17 protein-coding genes and 2 riboswitches are annotated in these 15,849 nt (G+C 62.2%); of the genes, 6 read left to right on the top strand and 11 right to left on the bottom strand.

Annotation, left to right across the window (positions count from 1 at the left end):
• Positions 1 to 24: 24 nt before the first annotated feature.
• The 11 genes from GJB56_RS00255 to GJB56_RS00210 form a co-directional block, all read right to left on the bottom strand.
• The gene (locus GJB56_RS00255) at positions 25 to 1,143 is read right to left on the bottom strand and encodes an LLM class flavin-dependent oxidoreductase (protein WP_019749502.1); all 1,119 of its coding nucleotides are present in this window, start codon (positions 1,141 to 1,143) and stop codon (positions 25 to 27) included.
• Complete coding sequence (locus GJB56_RS00250; protein WP_113682317.1) at positions 1,130 to 2,752, bottom strand: dipeptide ABC transporter ATP-binding protein; 1,623 nt, start codon at positions 2,750 to 2,752, stop codon at positions 1,130 to 1,132. Before GJB56_RS00250 ends, GJB56_RS00255 begins: the two co-directional genes overlap by 14 nt.
• Positions 2,749 to 3,639, bottom strand: coding sequence for an ABC transporter permease (locus GJB56_RS00245; RefSeq protein ID WP_113682316.1), 891 nt, complete (start codon positions 3,637 to 3,639; stop codon positions 2,749 to 2,751). Before GJB56_RS00245 ends, GJB56_RS00250 begins: the two co-directional genes overlap by 4 nt.
• Positions 3,632 to 4,630 carry an ABC transporter permease gene (locus GJB56_RS00240; protein WP_070386603.1) on the bottom strand — a complete coding sequence of 333 codons (999 nt, stop codon included), beginning with the start codon at positions 4,628 to 4,630 and terminating at the stop codon, positions 3,632 to 3,634. The genes GJB56_RS00245 and GJB56_RS00240 overlap by 8 nt, the downstream gene beginning before the upstream one ends.
• Positions 4,631 to 4,632: 2 nt before the next feature.
• Positions 4,633 to 6,270, bottom strand: coding sequence for an ABC transporter substrate-binding protein (locus GJB56_RS00235; RefSeq protein ID WP_019749499.1), 1,638 nt, complete (start codon positions 6,268 to 6,270; stop codon positions 4,633 to 4,635).
• 137 nt (positions 6,271 to 6,407) lie between these two features.
• Positions 6,408 to 6,497 (bottom strand): putative leader peptide, encoded by a 90-nt coding sequence (locus GJB56_RS31975; RefSeq protein ID WP_310504006.1) that lies wholly within the window; start codon positions 6,495 to 6,497, stop codon positions 6,408 to 6,410.
• 8 nt (positions 6,498 to 6,505) lie between these two features.
• Positions 6,506 to 6,600: riboswitch (SAM riboswitch) on the bottom strand.
• 17 nt (positions 6,601 to 6,617) lie between these two features.
• Positions 6,618 to 7,208: a GNAT family N-acetyltransferase gene (locus GJB56_RS00230; RefSeq protein ID WP_019749497.1), complete on the bottom strand. Its 591-nt coding sequence runs from the start codon at positions 7,206 to 7,208 to the stop codon at positions 6,618 to 6,620.
• 8 nt (positions 7,209 to 7,216) lie between these two features.
• Positions 7,217 to 8,326 (bottom strand): FAD-dependent oxidoreductase, encoded by a 1,110-nt coding sequence (locus tag GJB56_RS00225; protein WP_020968835.1) that lies wholly within the window; start codon positions 8,324 to 8,326, stop codon positions 7,217 to 7,219.
• Positions 8,327 to 8,336: 10 nt separating this feature from the next.
• Positions 8,337 to 9,308: an ABC transporter substrate-binding protein gene (locus GJB56_RS00220; protein WP_020968834.1), complete on the bottom strand. Its 972-nt coding sequence runs from the start codon at positions 9,306 to 9,308 to the stop codon at positions 8,337 to 8,339.
• A 34-nt stretch (positions 9,309 to 9,342) separates the two neighbouring features.
• Entirely contained in the window at positions 9,343 to 10,128 is a 786-nt protein-coding gene (locus tag GJB56_RS00215; RefSeq protein WP_020968833.1) for an amino acid ABC transporter ATP-binding protein, read from the bottom strand.
• A complete protein-coding gene (locus tag GJB56_RS00210) occupies positions 10,125 to 11,099 on the bottom strand; it encodes an amino acid ABC transporter permease (RefSeq protein WP_020906669.1) in 975 nt (324 codons plus the stop codon). The genes GJB56_RS00215 and GJB56_RS00210 overlap by 4 nt, the downstream gene beginning before the upstream one ends.
• 191 nt (positions 11,100 to 11,290) lie before the next feature.
• A riboswitch (SAM riboswitch) is annotated at positions 11,291 to 11,385 on the bottom strand.
• Between the two features lie 199 nt (positions 11,386 to 11,584).
• Between GJB56_RS00210 and GJB56_RS00205 the strand changes: the two genes are divergently transcribed.
• From GJB56_RS00205 to GJB56_RS00180, 6 genes are all read left to right on the top strand, one after another.
• Positions 11,585 to 12,352 carry a sulfite exporter TauE/SafE family protein gene (locus GJB56_RS00205; protein WP_113682442.1) on the top strand — a complete coding sequence of 256 codons (768 nt, stop codon included), beginning with the start codon at positions 11,585 to 11,587 and terminating at the stop codon, positions 12,350 to 12,352.
• Positions 12,353 to 12,389: 37 nt separating this feature from the next.
• Entirely contained in the window at positions 12,390 to 13,205 is an 816-nt protein-coding gene (locus GJB56_RS00200; RefSeq protein WP_029254768.1) for an HAD-IIA family hydrolase, read from the top strand.
• A gap of 287 nt (positions 13,206 to 13,492) precedes the next feature.
• A complete protein-coding gene (locus GJB56_RS00195) occupies positions 13,493 to 14,050 on the top strand; it encodes an alternate-type signal peptide domain-containing protein (RefSeq protein ID WP_020906667.1) in 558 nt (185 codons plus the stop codon).
• A 4-nt stretch (positions 14,051 to 14,054) separates the two neighbouring features.
• On the top strand, positions 14,055 to 14,621 hold the full coding sequence (locus GJB56_RS00190) for a hypothetical protein (RefSeq protein ID WP_113682315.1): 567 nt from the start codon (positions 14,055 to 14,057) through the stop codon (positions 14,619 to 14,621).
• Positions 14,618 to 15,262 carry a signal peptidase I gene (locus GJB56_RS00185; protein ID WP_097387705.1) on the top strand — a complete coding sequence of 215 codons (645 nt, stop codon included), beginning with the start codon at positions 14,618 to 14,620 and terminating at the stop codon, positions 15,260 to 15,262. Before GJB56_RS00190 ends, GJB56_RS00185 begins: the two co-directional genes overlap by 4 nt.
• A 28-nt stretch (positions 15,263 to 15,290) precedes the next feature.
• Positions 15,291 to 15,848: a SipW-dependent-type signal peptide-containing protein gene (locus GJB56_RS00180; protein WP_157920621.1), complete on the top strand. Its 558-nt coding sequence runs from the start codon at positions 15,291 to 15,293 to the stop codon at positions 15,846 to 15,848.
• The last annotated feature ends 1 nt before the right edge of the window (position 15,849 follow it).

Below are 15,849 nucleotides of genomic sequence, written 5' to 3'. Positions count from 1 at the left end.
CGGTGTTCCTGTTCTCTGTTCGCGCTACGCGAACTGATTGACGGGCAACTCGAAACCCAACCGCTCGCGCAGAGTCGGGCCGGTAGTCGGTCGCGGATTGAGAGTCGGCACCACGTCCGCCGCGATCTTCTCCACTGCGGCAGCCAAAGCCAAGGGACGCAGGACAACACCGTCGACCCCGGCCAGCCCACCGATCTCGCGAAGGAGGACAGTCAGGCCGGCGCTGTCACCGCGGTAGAACAGCGAGTGCGGGGCGTACGGTGCTCCCGCCCATTCCTCGAGTTCCGCCAGAGCGTCGTCGGCGGCTCCGCGATCAGCGCCGAGAAGCACGTCGACGTCGAGGAGAACCCTGACGCTGCGCCCGAGGGCAGCGGCATTCGCGTGGACCAGCTTGGCCGTGGCGTTGGCCTCGCCGAGGTCGGTTGCCGAGATCCGAATCAGATCTCCGCGCGCAACAGCGAGCTCGCGTGCCTCCGGCCTGCTCGCGTCGACTGCGATCAGCGGCTGCCCCTGCGGGGAGCGCGGCGTGATGGACGGCCCCTTGACGGAAAAGTTCTTTCCCTCGAAGTCGATGTAGTGCAGCTTGTCTCGATCGATGAATCGTCCGCTCGCAGCGTCCCGTATCTCGGCGTCGTCCTCCCAGCTGTCCCACAGCCGACTGACCACCTCGACAGCCTCGGACGCTTCCTCCCACGCGGACTCGGGGCCCTGCACTGCCTTTCGGCCGAATAACGACGCCTGCTCAGCGGTGTCGGACACCGCGACCTGCCAGCCGGCCCGCCCCGCTGAGGAGTAGTCGATACTCGCGACGGCCTTGGAGATGTGGAACGGCTCGGTGTGCGTGACTGTCGCGGTGGGAATCAGGCCGATACGCGAGGTCACAGCACTCAGCCGCGCCGCAGTTGCAACTGCCTCCAATCTGCCCCGCACTGCGTGCTGGCCCTCGGATTGCAGTCCGAACGAGTCAGGGAGGAACGCCAGATCCACCCCACCCCGATCCGCGGCGGTCACCAGGTCCACCCAGTACGAGGGCGTGAACAGATCTTCGGCGCGCGAATCCTCGCGTCGCCAGGAGTACGGATGAGCTCCGGTTCCCTCGAATTCGAGGCCGACCAGGAATGCTCCGGAACTACGCTCGGACATGTTCGGCCTTTCGTGTCGAATGATCCCGCCCGGGGATCGCGTCGAGAAGTGTGCGTGTGTACTCGTTTCGGGGATTGTCGAAAATCTCGGTGGTAGTGCCGATTTCGAGCAATCGCCCGGCCTGCATGACGCCGACGACGTCGCTGATCTGGCGAACAACCGCAAGATCGTGGGAGATGAAGAGATAGGTCAGGCCCAGTTCGCGCTGCAACTCGTCGAGTAGCGCCAGAATCTGCGCTTGCACCGAGACGTCGAGAGCGGACACAGGTTCATCGAGAACGAGCAGGTCCGGCTTCAACGCAAGCGCACGAGCGATCGCCACCCGTTGACGCTGGCCGCCCGAGAGTTCGGCCGGTTTGCGGCTCAGGAACTGCTCGGGAAGTGCAACCTGATCGAGCAACTCTGCTGCACGACTCTGCTGCTGGCTGCGTCCACCAACCTTGAAGGCCCGCAGCGGCTCCGCAACGATGTCCTGGACGGACAATTTCGGGTCGAGTGATGCATAGGGGTTCTGGTACACGAGCTGGATCTTTCGGCGCAGCTCGCGCAGATCGCTGCCCTTGACCTTCGTGATGTCGTGTCCGTCGAAGGAGATGGTGCCGGCATCCGCCTGCTCCAACCGCACGGCGATGCGCGCCGTGGTCGACTTGCCGGAGCCCGACTCCCCCACCAACGACACCGTCTGACCACGCGGAACAGTCAGCGATACCTCGTTCACCGCGGTGATCGAACTCCCGCGTCCGACGTTGAAACGCTTGGTGATTCCGGTCAACGTCAGCAGCGGGCTCGTATCCTGACGGACCGGCCGATCGACCGGTCCCGAGGACAGGCTCGGAGCCGAGTCGAGCAGCTTCTTCGTGTACTCGTGTCGCGGGTTGTCCAGAATATCTGCGGTGCGGCCGGATTCGACGATCCTGCCGCCCTGCATCACCAGGATCCGGTCCGCGCGGTCTGCGGCCACTCCCAGGTCGTGCGTGATCAGGAGCACGGCGGCACCGGATTCGGCGATTCGCTCGTCCAAGTGGTCGAGGATGCGTCGTTGAACCGTGACGTCCAGAGCACTGGTCGGCTCGTCGGCGATGATGAGGGCGGGGTTCGCGACAAGCGCGATACCGATCAGAACTCGTTGCCGCATACCGCCGGAGAGCTCGTGTGGGTACTGGCGTGCTCGGATTTCCGGCCGGTCGATACCCGCGCGCTCGAGCACCTCGACGGCGTCCAACCGGGCTTTGCGACGGTCTGCGAGGCCGTGGATCCGGAGGACTTCTGCAACCTGGTCGCCGATCCGCGTCACCGGGTTGAGCGAGGTCGTCGGATCCTGCGGCACCAAACCGATACGCGCGCCGCGGATTCGCTGCCACGCACGGTCGGAATACGAGTCGATCTGTTCACCCTCGAACTCGACGGTCCCGCCGGTGACGTGGCCACTGCCGGCGAGCAGACCCAATATCGCGTGTGCCGTGGTCGACTTACCGGAACCCGATTCCCCGACCACCGCAACTACTTCGCCCCGACCGACGGTGAAGCTCACGCCGGATACCGCGGGCTCGGCGCCGTAGGCGATCTGTAAGTCGGTGACGGAAAGCAACTGGTCCTCAGTCGTGCTCATCGCCGGTTGTTCCTTTCGATCTCGTGGCCGATACGGTGTGCCGAGATGACCACGGCGACAATCGCGAGACCGGGAAGTGTTGTCATCCACCAGGCATTGGCGAGGAAATTGCGTCCCTCGGATACCAGCGATCCCCATTCCGGGGTAGGCGGAACGGCGCCGAATCCCAAGAAGCTCAGAGCCGACACGGCTAGTACTGCCTGCCCGAACTCGACAGCGGACAGCGCGACCACCGGCGCGTAGGAGTTGGGAAGCACGTGCCGACGCAGGACACCGAGCCACTGCACACCTGAACTGAACGCAGCCTCGACGTACTGAGCTCCGCGCACCCGCATCACTTCGGCACGCATCACTCGCGCGAAATTGGCGACCATACTGACGCCGACTGCGATGGCGACGTTGATGGTGCCGAAGCCGAGTGCGGTGACAAGGGCTAACGAGAGCAGCAGTGCCGGAATGGACAGCAGCACGTCGACGATGCGCATCAGCACGGCGTCGACGACGCCACCGACAAAGCCCGCGAGCAAACCGATTATCGATCCCGCCACCAATGCGATTCCGACCGCCACCAAGGTTACGGTCAGGGACAGCGCGGCGCCGTGCACGAACCGTGTGTACAGGTCACGTCCGAGATTGTCGGTTCCGAACCAGTGAGCCAGGCTCGGGCCCTGCAGTTTGTCCGCCGGGACACCGGACAACGGATCGCCGCTGGCGAAGAATCCGGGTGCGACGGCAAAGCCGATGGCAAGCAACACGATCAACACCGGAATCACCAAGCCGGGCTTTCGGATCCAGCCGATGGCCGTGGACTTTCGGCGCGAAACAACAGGTGTCTTCGCCTCGACGCTCGGATCGAGGAGTAGGGGTTCGATCAATGTGTCAGACATGAGCCGGCTCCAGATCGGTCGAGCTTTCGGTATTCGACTTTTCGGTGTGACTCTTCTTCGTCTGGATGATCCGTGGATCTATCAAAGGGTAGAAGAGGTCGACCGCGAGGTTGACGAGCACGAACACGAGAGAGGCGAACACAACGACTCCCTGCACCACCGGGATGTCCTGCGCCATCACCGACGTCTGTGTCAGACGGCCGACGCCCGCGCGAGAGAACACCGTTTCCACAACCACCGAGCCCGCCAGCAGCGTGCCGACCAGCACACCGGCAATGGTGAATGCCGGAATGCTCGCCAGACGCAACGCGTGACGGGTCTGCACGCGCCAACGGCTTGCGCCCTTGGCGTACGCAGTCTCCACGTGCGGCGAACGTAGCGTCGACTGCAGGCTGGTCGTGAGCACCTGCGCGATCACCGCGCCGGTCGGGATCGCCAAGGTGATCGCCGGAAGAATCACCGTTGCGAATCCCTTGTCTCCGAATGCCGGGAAGATGTGCAGACGGAACGAGAAGAGTTGCAGAAGAATCAGGCCCACCCAGAAAGTGGGCACTGCCACACCCAGCGGCGGCAGAGAGAACAACAGGTTCGCGAGCCACCGCTTGCGGGTGTAGGTAGCGAAGAACGCGATCGCCACTCCGAACAACACGGCCAGAACCAAGGCGGTGGTTGCCAGCACCAGAGTGCTGGGCAGCGCCGAGAAGATGGCATCCGTCACCGGCTGACCGGTGGAGATCGATGTACCGAAATCGCCGCGAAGAGCATTCGTCAGCGACGTCCAGTACTGCACCCACACCGACTGGTCCAAGCCGTACCGCGCCCGAAGCTGATCGAGCGCAGCCTGATCCACTGCAACACCCTGACCGGACGAGTCGGCAGCCATGCTGACGGGATCACTCGGCAGGAGGAACAGAATCACGAACGAGATGGTGAAGGCGGCCCACAGGACCACTGCGGCCTGACCCAGTCGGGTGAGTACGTATCGAGTCATGATTACTTACCCGACAACCATGCGTCGTAGAACTGCAGGCGTGAGGAGGCTTCGAAGTTCAGGTCCTGCACACTCGATCCGGCGCCGATGGCCTGTGAGAGCTCGATGGTGGGGATGGAGAGTCCACGGTCGAGGATCAATTCCTGTGCAGTGGATACCAGTTCGCCGCGTTGGCCGTTGTCCGTGGCTGCAAGCTGGTCTGTGAGTACCTTGTCGAGCTCCGGATCTGCGCCGCGACGGTTCAGGTTGCGGCCCTCGGTGCTGAACGATGCCCGCAGGATGTCGGCGTCCGCGCGAGTGCTGTTGTAATACAGCGAATCGTAATCACCCGATACTCCCTTCTCGGTCCATTCACCGTTCGAGACCAGGTTGAGCTGCAAGTCGACGCCGACCTTCTTGAGCTGCTGCTGTACGAGCTCGAGGATGGCCTGGTTACCCGAGAACACCGGACTGAAGGTGACGCTGAAAGTGAGCTTCTGCCCGTCCTTCTCGCGGATACCGTCGCTGCCGGCCTTCCAACCAGCCGCGTCGAGAAGCTTCGCCGACTTGTCGGCGTCGTACGTCACGACACTGGATTCGTCGCTGTAGAGCGGAGTGGTGTGAGCCAACGGGCTCGTGGCCGGGAAGAACGACGGATCCAGAACAGTGTCGACGAGTTCTTGGCGGTTGATCGCGGGAATGATGGCCTGGCGAACAGCCTGATCGGCGAGAACGCCGCGACTGACGTTTGGCTGGAAGAAGAAGCTCACACCCGGGTTCGGCCTTGTGAGGATTCGTCCGCCTGCGCCCTCGATCTGCGGCGCATCCTGCGGAAGCGCATCGCTGACCGCATCGAGCTGGCCGGAGGCCACGCTGCCTGCCCGCACACCGGATTCGGGGACCACCGTGAAGTCGACGCCGTCGAGGTAGGCCTCACCCTGATGCGCGACCGCGTCCGACGCCCAGTTGTATCCCGCACGCTTGGCGATCTTGACGCTCTTGTCCTGCTGCCAGTCGGTGTACACGAACGGTCCGGAGGCGATCACCGCTGCACCGGGGCAGCGCTGCTCGGATGCCAGCGCGGTGGTGGAATCGGCGAGGATTCCGAGCTGTGGCGTCGAAGTTGCCTGCAGGAACTGAACATTGGGTCCGGAGAAATTGATCTTCGCCGTGTGAGCATCTACGACGTCGGTACCGGTGTACGAGGACAGGTAACTCTTCGCCAACGACGCGTTCGGTCCGAGATTCTTGACCGAGTCGAAGGTCTTCTTCACCGAATCCGCCGTCACCGGGGTGCCGTCGCTGAAGGTGGCGTCGTCGCGAAGGACGAACGTGAAGCTAGCGGCGTCGGGGCTGATCTCCCAGCTCTTGGCGAGCCACGGGGTGATCTCTCCGGTGTCGGGATTTTGATCGGTCAGCGAATCCACCACGGTCCGAGTGACATACACGGTCTGGTTACTGCCGGCCTGGGCCGGATCTGCGCACGTCGGCGCCTGCGACAGACCGTAGCGAAGGGTTCCGCCGGACTGGGCGGGGCCTGCGTCGGCAGCACTGTCACTCCCGCTGCTGCAGCCGGCGAGGACGGTGCCGAGAACCGAGACAGCACCGATACCGGCGATTACGGTCGCGCGTTTGCGGGCACCGAATGAGGGCGAAGACACCAAGAACTCCTAAAGAGGCATGCCGAAGAGCGCACCCGTCGCCTGAGACGAGAAAGGCGATCGAGCACGAATCACTTGTGAGAGAAGAGAAAACAGACTTGTCGACGACTCGCCTGAGTGTGAATGACTGACCGAGGTCAGTTGGTACAGAAAGATCCCGCGGTGCGGCACAGGTCTACGTGACGACGCGACCAGGCGGTATCGAAACCGCCTTCGACTGCCTTCATTTCGTGTTCCTCCATCGGTCCTGGCGGTAGCACCCGCACCCGATCACTCGGGGGGTTGCTGCGACTTCAATGAGCCAGGTCTCTCGGTCGCTCTGGATGGTCGTTCGCAAGTGTACGAGGTTAAACCCGGGTGTTGTCAACCCGGTCGGTAGGAATTGCTGCTCGAGTCACATTTTCGAGGACCCGAAGTTGTTTCTCGAACGGGTGGATGCCCACCTCTTCGGGCGAGAGTGACGCGTCGTAAAGCGGTGTGTATCCACTGGACAGATACAGCGCGACGGCCTCGGGTTGCCGAGGACCCGTCGTGAGAAACACCCGGTTGTATCCACGGAGTTCGATCTCTCGTTCCAACTCGCGAACGACGGCCTTGCCGAGGCCGCGCTTCCGATAGTCGACCGATGTCCAGATTCTCTTCAGTTCGGCAGTGGTGGAATCGAATTGACGAAACGCACCACCGGCGATCGGCAGACCGTCGTGGGTGAGCACCAGAAGCGCACCCTGCGGGTAGGCAAATTCTTCTGCCGGATACGTCGTGAGATCCTCGAGCATCGCTTCGCGAGTCCCGCCGTAACGCGAACTGTATTCGAGTGCCAACTCCGCGATCAGTGGAGCTGCCAAGGGATCGTCCTGCGATACCGAATAGACCTCTACCGCTCCGACACCCTCGAGCTGTCGAGTTCCGAGCTCCAGTGCCACAACACTTTCCTCCATGAATCTGGTCAACGCTCCCCCAGCCTGAAAACTTCCGGAGCGAGGGTGGTTCCGTCGACGAGGTCCGCCACAAGTTCACCCAAGGCCGGACCGAACTTGAACCCATGCCCCGAGAACCCCGCCGCCACCGTGACGGCTCCGACTCGGTCGATGACGAAGTTACTGTCCGGCGTGCTCGTGTACAGGCAGGTGAGCGACTCGACACGGGTGGAATCGACACCGGGCAACCACGACTCGGCGTACTCCACCAATCGCTGTTCTCCGTCGACGTCAGGGGTGTAGTCACGGGTCTGCGGAGTCACCACCGGCCCGGTCGCGTGTTCGCCGATCTTGATCCCGTCCTCGGAACCGAGCCCGTAGATCCCCGCGGTCTCCAATTCTGCGCCGGTGTGGTGAACGAAACTCGGCCACTCGACTCCGGGATCGAGCGGTGCGAAGTGTGCCGGTTGTTCCTGTGTCGTGCGCAGTGTCGGCAGTACGATCTCGGAGCCGAGACCGCTGTCTGCGATCAGATCTGCAGTCCACGCACCGGCCGCGATCACTACCTGACGAGCTGCGAGCGTTCCACTGTCCGTCACCACGTCCACGCCGTAGGACGCCCGCGCGAGTGCCAACACCCGAACATCGTGACGGACCTCGGCACCGGCGAACACCGCTCCCGCCTTCAGAGCGGTCACGGCGCGGTCCGCGTGCAACCGGCCTGCGTCGGGGTGATGGAGCACCGTGGTGTCGAATCGCAGCCCCGGCCAACGGGCGGACGCCTCGGCAGGGGTGAGGATCTCACCCTTGATGCCCGCCTCGAAAAGTATCTTCGCCTTGGACTGCACGGCCTGCGGCAGGCCGTGATCAACGGCACCGGTGAGTTCCAGGAACCCGATGTCCGTCGTGGTCTCCAACTCCCGCCACAGCGGCAGCGCGTCGGCCGCCAACCCGGTGTACAGGTGATTGTCGTACGCCTGCCGGTAGATGCGCGAAGTACCGTGCGACGCACCGTGCTTGTGCCCCGGCCCGAACTGTTCCAGCTGAACGACGCTACGTCCGCGCGCCGCGAGCCGCCAGGCGGCGGAGGACCCGACGAGTCCTCCACCGATGACGATCGCATCGAAAATCTCACTCATGGACGAGAGCTCACTTGGTCTTCGGAAGGCCGGGCGGGTTGATCAGGGACGTGTCGACGGCTTCACTCGTGATGTTCCAGCGCTCGAGGATCTGCTGGTACGTGCCGTTCTCGATCGTGTGGTTGATCGCGTCGTTGATTGCCTTGATCAGGCCATTGTCCTTCTTCACCAGAACCGCGATCTGACCCTGCAGCGTGTCGCCTGCACCGGAGAACTCACCGACGACTTCGGTTTCACCCGACTGCTTGGCATGGAACTGCGACGACGGGTTCGGTCCGAAGTAGGCGTCGATCCGGCCGGACTGCAGCGGCAGGTAGTAGTCGGTGGTGTTCTGGTAGTAGGAGATGTCGGTGGGCGCCAGGCCGGCCGCGACGTTCTGCTCACTCCATTTGACCAGCAGCGCTTCCTGATTGGTGCCCGAGGAGACGGCGATCTTCTTACCCGCGACGTCCTTGGGCTCCTTGATGGAGATCCCGGCTCCCTTCTTGGCTTCGAAGGCGAGGGTGTCGAGTCGGTAGGTGGCGAAGTCGTACTTCTCCTTACGCTCTTCCGTCACAGTCACATTGGACAGGAATGCATCGGCCTCGCCGGAATCGACGCGAACGAAGTTCTGTGCCCAGTCTGCGGTCTGCAGGTCGACCTTCAAACCGAGAACGTCACCGATCAAGTAGGCGAAGTCGGTCTCGGAACCGATGAGAGTGGTGTCGTCGTCGGCGTAGAAGCGGAGCGGCGGAGCGGAACCGGCACTGCCGGTGACGCGCAGCGTGCCACGATCGCGGATGTCCTGAGGTAGCTCGGCGGCGATGGAATCCACCTTGTCGGTGGTAATGCGGTTCTGATCGGCAGTGAGGTTGTAACCCGCAGCAGCGGTGACCTGGGCGCCGTCGGACTCCGCGTCCGCGCTGCTGCATGCAGCGCTGAGCAGTCCGACTGTGGCAAGGGCCGAGATCAGAAAAGTCGCGCGACGGGATGGGGAGAACATCAATTTTTCCTTCCGGGAATGAGTCTGGGTCGCGTCAGAGGACGCGGGAGAGAAAAGCTTTGGTCCGTTCGTGGACCGGATTGTCGATCACCTGCGAAGGTGGGCCCTGTTCGACGATGACGCCGCCGTCCATGAAGACCGCTGTGTCCGCCACTTCCCGAGCAAATCCGACCTCGTGTGTGACGATCACCAAGGTGGCGCCGTCACGGGCCAGCTGAGCGAGGACTTCGAGAACCTCGCCCACCAGTTCCGGGTCGAGCGCCGACGTCGGCTCGTCGAAGAGAATGACCGCCGGCCGCAGTGCCAGCGCTCGCGCTATCGCGACGCGCTGTTGCTGGCCACCGGAGAGTTGGCGGGGATACTCGTCCGCCTTGTCCCCCACTCCCACTCGCTCGAGCAGTGCGCGGGCCTCGCGGTACACCTCGTCACGATCACGCTTCTGGGCCGAGAGCGGCGCTTCCACCACGTTTTCCAACGCGGTCAGGTGCGGAAACAGGTTGAAGTTCTGGAACACGAATCCGATGTGCGAACGCTGTTTCAGGATCTCGCGGTCACGCAGTTCGTGGAGCCGATTTCCCTTGCGCCGGTACCCGATCAGTTCTCCGTCGATCCGCACGGTCCCGCGGTCGACCTTCTCGAGGTGATTGAGGGTGCGCAGCAAGGTGGACTTACCGGAACCCGACGGACCGAGAATGACGGTCACTTCGCCCTTGCGGACCAGGAGATCAACGCCGGCAAGTACTTCCAGCGTGCCGAACGACTTGTGAATTCCGCGCGCTTCGACGGCATACACCGTCTCTTCGGCCAGTTCTGCGGTCATCGGGTCGCACCTCTCGGAATATCGAGACGCGCATCGCGAATCTCTTCGAACTTCTTGCGCGCCTTCTGTACCGGAGTCAACGGAAGCGCACGGGCGGATCCTCGTGCATAGTGGCGCTCCACGTAGTACTGACCGATCGAGAGCAACGTCGTGAGGATGATGTACCAGATCGTGGCGACCATCAGCAGGGGCACGACTCGTCCGTTGCGGCCGAAGATGACCTGCACCTGGTAGAACAGTTCGGCGATTGCCATGGTGGAGACGATCGACGTTCCCTTGAAGAGTCCGATGACCTCGTTGGCGGCGTTAGGGAGAATCGCTCGCATTGCCTGCGGGAGAACGATCTTGAAGAACTGGCGACTGCGCGGAATACCGAGCGAGTGAGCAGCTTCGATCTGGCCGTGATCCACCGAAATGATTCCGGAGCGGATGATCTCGGCCGAGTATGCAGCCTGGTGCAGCGCCAAACCGATGACCGCCGCGGTGAATCCGCCGATCACACCGCTGACCTGGAAGGTGAAGAACTCGGGCCCGAAAGGTATTCCGAGAGAAAGCGTCTGGTACAGGTAGGTGATGTTGAACCAGAAGAGCAGCTGCACGATGAGTGGAATCGAGCGGAAGGCCCAGATGTAGGTCCAAGCGATCACCTGCAGGACCGGGTTTTTCGACAACCGACCGAGTGCCAGGAAAACACCGAGACCGAATCCGAGGATCGTCCCCCACAGCGTCAGTTTGATCGTCATCCACAGCGCGGCGAGCACTGATTTCGCGGTGAAGTACTGCGCGAAGGTCGGCCAGTCCCAGCCGGGGTTGACGACGAGTCCGTGGATGAACTGAGCAAGCAGTACCAGCACGACCGCACTGATCACCCAGCGCAGCGGGTGCCAGGTGCGAGCAACGACAAGCTCCGAGTCCGGAAGTTGCGGCTCGGACACCGACTTTTCGGGGCGGACATCGGTGGGCGCGCTCACGGCGCGCTACCTGACGGAGTGGACATGACGAATAGACCTTTCGGGGAATGGGAACGCAGCTGTGGTCTCGAGTTGGTGAGCTCGAGTTGCGAAGACGACGGTTCGGTCAGCGACAGTGACACGAAGCGGTGCGGCACAGATCGATATGGCGGCGCCTGTGCGGAGCGTGCGAAGTGGAACCCATGTGATGCCTTCCATCGGTCCTGGCGGTAGCACCCGCTCCCGATCACTCGGGGGGTTGCTGCGACGTCGACGAGCCAGGTCTCTCGGTCGCTCTGGATGGTGAGCAAAGACTAGACCCGAAATGTCTAGTCGTCAAATGTTGTATTTCCCTGCACTGCAAGGGAAATGAAAGATCAACCAGGTTGAAATCGCACTGATTCCAACGGTGTCCGAAGCCGCGTTAGACGTGTTCAATGGAGTGTTCGAACGAAGACCGGGACCGCCGTCTGGACCGACTTTTCCTCTGCCGTACCGTCTGCGGAGTGAGTGGACTCGACGCTTTCTTCATATTGCTGGCCGGCATCGGTGCGGGCGCGATCAACGCCGTGGTCGGCAGTGGAACGCTGATCACGTTCCCGACGCTGGTCGCCTTCGGCATGCCGCCCGTGACCGCGACCATGTCCAACGCGGTCGGGCTCGTCGCCGGCGGAGTTTCCGGCACCTGGGGCTACCGACGCGAGCTGTCCGGACAGTGGGATCGACTGAAGTGGCAGATTCCGGCGTCACTCGCCGGGGCACTACTCGGTTCCTGGTTGCTCATGCATCTACCCGAGAAACTGTTCGAAACCATCGTTCCGGTGCTGTTGGTCCTCGCTCTCGCGCTCGTCCTCCTCCAACCACGCATCCAGGCGTGGGCCAAGAAGCGTTCCACCGAAGAAACGACGCTGTCCACCAAGAGGCTGATGCTCCTGACCGCCGGCACCTTTGCGGTCGGCATCTACGGCGGCTACTTCACTGCCGCGCAGGGCATCCTTCTCATCGGTGTGATGGGTGCCATCCTCCCGGAAACCCTCCAACGCATGAACGGCGCGAAGAACCTGCTCTCACTGCTCGTCAACATCGTTGCAGCGGGCATGTACATCACTCTGGCGTTCGATCAGATCAATTGGGCAGCAGCCGGTTTGATCGCTGTCGGCTCGCTCGGCGGTGGCGTCCTGGGCGCCCGCTACGGACGGCGCCTGTCCCCCACTGCATTGCGCTACACGATTGTCGCCGTCGGCCTGATCGGGCTGTGGCGCCTTCTCGCTTGATCGCCCACATCGGGCGGCACCCGCACATACTGGAGTCATGACCAGTACAGAAGATCAGACCGGTTGGACCTACCTCATGGACATGGACGGGGTTCTCGTCCACGAGGAGCACTTGATACCTGGAGCGGACACGTTCCTGGCAGAGCTGGCGTCGAACGACATCCCGTACATGGTGCTCACCAACAACTCCATCCGAACCCCGCGTGACCTGCGAGCACGCTTGCTCAATTCGGGACTCGACATCCCGGAGAAGTCGATCTGGACGTCAGCGCTCGCTACCGCGACGTTCCTGGCCAACCAGCGGCCAGGCGGCAGCGCCTACGTGGTCGGCGAATCGGGCCTGACCACTGCCCTGCACGACATCGGTTACGTCCTGACGGACAGTGACCCCGACTACGTCGTACTCGGCGAGACGCGCACGTACTCGTTCGAGGCGATCACCACCGCGATTCGACTGGTCGAGCGTGGTTCGCGGTTCATCGCCACCAACCCCGACGCCACTGGGCCGTCGCGTGACGGCTCGCTGCCGGCCACCGGCTCGGTCGCGGCTCTCATCACCAAGGCAACCGGACGCGATCCCTACTACGTCGGCAAGCCCAACGCCTTGATGATGCGCTCTGCCCTGCGGTCCATCGGCGCCCATTCGGCCAACACGTTGATGATCGGCGACCGGATGGACACCGACATCGTCTGTGGCCTCGAAGCCGGACTGCAGACGATTCTGGTGATGACCGGGATCTCGACCCGCGCGTCGGTGGAGCTCTTCCCGTACCGACCCACAGTCGTTCTCGAGTCGGTCGCCGATCTTGTAGGAATGACAACCGATCCATTCCGTAGCACCGCAAACAATTGATTCAATTGCAAAACAAAACCGCAAGTCGGTAATTAACTGGTAAAAAACACTAGATTTGCCAGGATCCGACTCGTCCACTTTGTCCAGCTGGACAAACAAGCGGTTTCTTTCGAAGGAAGATTGCGTACTGATAGTTATTCGCAGGTCAGAGGCGAATACACCCCCGACAATAGGTGGATCGCAGTCCAAAAAGAAATTTGAGAAAAAGTAGTAACGAATCGTTTGCCGTGGCTGATACTCATGTCTGAACGACCCATTTCGGGTCCCAGACATGAAATGAGATTTTCATGAAGAAGCAGACCAAGGGCGCGATCGCTGCTGCGGCGGCCGGCGCCCTCCTCCTCGGCGGTGCGGGCTCGCTCGCTGTGTGGAGCGACTCGGCCGACGTCAGTGGCGGCGGACCCGTCACTTCCGGTGCACTCGACCTGAGCGCCTGCGCACCGGTCGGCGGCGGTTGGAACTCCCTCAATCCGACGAAGACCGCGATCACCAACATCTCGGCTTACCGCATCGTCACCACCGAGAGCATCGAATACACCTGCGACGTCACAGTGACCGCAGTGGGCGATCGTCTCGCGGCTGTTCTGACCGCTGATACGGCCGGCATCGTTCCAGGTGCCAACAGCGCCGAACTTGCCGCCGCTGTACAGCCGGTTACGACCATCAAGGACGCTGGTGGCAACCCGATTTCACAGATCACCAAGGTACAGAACGGCACGATCGTGCACGTCGGAGTCCGTCTGAACTTCACCGAGGTGGCCAACCAGGTCGCGCAGAATCAGTCGCTGAACTTGGCGGCGATGAAGCTGGTCGTCACTCAGACAGCGCTGACTCCGGCTCCGTAATTTCATGAGGAAAAAGGTCTGGGGAGCGATCGCAGTCGCGGTGGCTGCTGTAGCGGTGTTCGCATCGTCACAGCAGTCGCTCGCGCTGTGGTCCGATTCGGCGAGCGCGAGTGGTGGGACCGCAACCGCTGCAAGCGTCAACCTCACCGTTGGTACATCGGCCGGAACCAGTGCGGCGTACACCCTGGCGAATTTGACGACGGCCACGACGCCTGTGGTCCCGGGAAACACGGTGCAAGCTCCGCTCACCGTCAAGAATTCGGGGTCTGATCCTCTGCAGTGGCGAATGCAGTCGACGAGCGCACTTCCGGGATTCACGTTGACCACGTACGGAGTCGCCAACGAAGGCGCCTGCCCGGCCGGCGTCAACACCGCGGCTCCGGCAGTAACCCCAGTGACGTCCGGATCGATGAATGCATCGCTGCAGTACCCGGTTTCCCCCGCGTACATGCCGACTCCGCTCGCAGCCGGTGGCACCTACATCCTGTGTCTGCGGCTCACGGTGGGTGTTGGTGCGGTTTCCGGTCAGACGACCAACGCCACCTTCACGTTCCAGGCAGGGGCGGCATGACGAAACACTCGACCAAACGCGGTGAACGTACCGGCCCTCTGTGGTGGGTCACCTCTATCGTCAGTTGGACACTGCTGCTGGCGATTTCGGCAGTCATCGTCGCAACCATTGTCATCCCCTTCTTCGCGGGAGCGCAGCGCTTCACGATTCTGACCGGTTCGATGCGCCCGACGTACAACCCTGGATCACTGGTCGTCGTCAAACCTGTCGATCCGTCCGAACTGGGGATCGGTACACCTATTACGTACCAGCTGGAATCGGGTCAGCCGACCGTCGTCACGCACCGGATCATCGCCACAAGTGAAAACCAAAAGGGTGAACGAACTTTCATCACCCAGGGCGACGCGAATGGTGAACGCGACGAGAAAGAAGTACGGCCAGTACAGATCCGGGGAAAGGTCTGGTACAGCCTTCCGTATCTCGGCTACGTCAACACTTGGCTCACCGGAGAGCAGCGCACCGTGATCGTGGTGATAGTCGTGACGGCACTACTGCTGTACGCGGCCTACATGATGATCAGCGGCATCCGTGACGGCCGGAAGGAGCGAGCTCGAGCCCGATTGGCGCCTGACCCTGCAGCTTCCAACCTCACCGACCCCGTCCAGATCGAGAAAGGCCAGCACGATGCCCTCGCGCCCTGACCGTCCGGCCCACCGGATTCGTCACCTGTTGACCAGCACGCGTTTTCGCGCGCTGCTCGCGCTGGGGATGGTGCTTGGTGTCGGCGGTGTAACCACGCTCGCGGCCTGGACGTCTTCAGCGATGGCGACTTCGGGAAATATCACGACCGGGTCGATCAATCTGCAGTTGAATACCACAATCCAACCCACGCTGACCACGACACTGAACTTCAGCCAACTCGGCAAAACCGGGATGATTCCCGGCGACTCGAACTCCGCCATCGTCAAAGTCAACAACGTGGGGGCAGGCGTGAATCTTCCTCTGAAATACACGATTACTTCCACCAGCGGCGGCGCGCTGACGACCTACTTGCGGATGACTGTGTCGTTGAACGGAACTGTGGCCAACAAATGCACAGATGGCAGCAATGTGGTGTTGTCCTTACCGCTGACACTCACCACAAATCAGGCGGTCGGTGCACCCGACCGTTCGCTGGCTATCGGGGCAACCGACAATCTTTGTGTCTCGGTGACGCTTCCGACGAGTCCGACCCCACCGACGAGCAGCTCGTCGAGCATCGTCCTGAACTTCTCGGCAAAGGTGTGAG

Origin of the sequence: Rhodococcus sp. AQ5-07, from assembly GCF_009707305.1 — a bacterium.
GTDB classification, from domain to species: domain Bacteria; phylum Actinomycetota; class Actinomycetes; order Mycobacteriales; family Mycobacteriaceae; genus Rhodococcus_F; species Rhodococcus_F erythropolis.
The sequence above is the reverse complement of the archived record's forward strand: the minus strand, read 5'-3'. Positions and strand labels throughout refer to the sequence as shown.